At 71.5% G+C, this 1,503-nt stretch carries 1 protein-coding gene and 1 pseudogene; both read left to right on the top strand.

All coding sequences use genetic code 11. From position 1 onward, the window contains the following. Window positions 1–896, top strand: a pseudogene (locus tag D581_RS01000000138430) (hypothetical protein); the annotation flags it as partial. After that, window positions 896–1,503, top strand: a 608-nt coding sequence (locus tag D581_RS0136580) for a hypothetical protein (RefSeq protein WP_018962048.1), incomplete at its 3' end; no start/stop codon positions are given. The pseudogene D581_RS01000000138430 and the gene D581_RS0136580, both read left to right, overlap by 1 nt.

Here is a 1,503-nt window from a genome sequence, read left to right as displayed (position 1 = left end):
CCCCCCCCCGCCGCGTCACCGCGGCCACCTTCGCCTCCTGGTCCCAGAAGGAACAGACCAAAGCCCTGTTCGCCTGCGGCCACTGGCACGTCCGCGTCACCGTCCCCGACACCTGGACCCACGTCGGGGTCCTCCCCGCACCCGCCCCCGGCGACCGCGCCTGGCACTACCCCGCCACCCCCGGCACCACGTTCACCACCTGGGCCGGCGGCCCCGAAATCCACACCGCCCTGTCCAATCCCCACACCCCGTGGAAGATCGAGATCCTCGACGGGATCCTCTTCGACGACGGCAAACCACTCGACGACTGGTCCAAGAAACTCAAGGAAGCCTGGTCCTCCCTCACCGCCCAGGCCGACCTGAACGGCGACCCCGACCAGCGCACTGCAGCCCACCTCGCCGCCCGCGCCGTCCGCGCCCTCCTCCTCTACGGCATCGGCGCCTTCGCCCAACGCCCCCGCACCGTCACCGGCACCACACCCCGCACCATGGAACGCGACGTCCCACCGGACGCCGAAATCATCGGCTTCGACGACCAGACCATCACCTGGCAACGCCCCACCGGCTTCACCCGCGACCCCAACGCCCACCCCGAATGGGCCGCCCACATCTGGTCCTCCGCCCGCGCCGCCCTGCTCTCCCAGCGCCACCGCGACGACAGCACCTACGCCGGAGCCCTCCACGCCCCGCCCGGCACGATCGTCGCCTTCCGCACCGACGCCGTCTACCTCACCCAGCCCCAGAACTGGCCCCACCACGGCCAGCCGGGCGACTACCTCAACAAAGGCCACCTCCCCGGCCCGCTCACCGCCCCCACCACCGAAGACGAACTCCTGACCCTCCGGGACAAGGGCCGCGCCGCCCACCACGCCATGCCCACCCCTGAGAGGGCCTGATGCCCCCGCGTCGCAGGAACCCCCCGGTACCGCACCGCAACGAAGCAGCCCGCCTCGCCGACCAACTCCGACAAGCCGGCTACACCAAACGCGACATCGCCCGCATCATCAACCGCGACGCCTCCCTCGTCTCCCAGTTCTACACAAAGAACAAGGGCGCAGCCTTCGTCCCCGCCCTCACCCAGGTCCTCACCGCCATCCACACCGCAGGCATCAGCGACATCACCGAACTCGCCTCCATCGCCGCCCCCCACACCACCCGCCGCACCACCGCCAGCGGCACCCGAGCCCGCGTCCGCACCAAAGCCGTCCTCATCACCCCCACCGGCACCGGCACCGGACGCGCCGGAGCACAGGCCATCGCCTCCGGCTCGTCCCGGCTGCGCCCCCTGATCGCCGAAGCCGCCCGCCAGGGCCTGCGCCTGGCGTTCACCGTGCGCCTCGCCAAGACCGGATACGTCCACGTGTCGGGAAGCCGCACCGACTCACCCGGCATCCGCCGCCACGTCATCCAGCGCACCGACCACACCGAGGAACGCTCCTACGGGTCCGCCACAACGGGTGGGTTCGCGGCAGCCGATATCGCCAGCCGTGTCGACGCGGCAGG

Source organism: Streptomyces sp. CNB091 (genome assembly GCF_000377965.1).
Note: the sequence above shows the minus strand (reverse complement) of the source record. Positions and strands in the feature narration are given on the sequence as shown.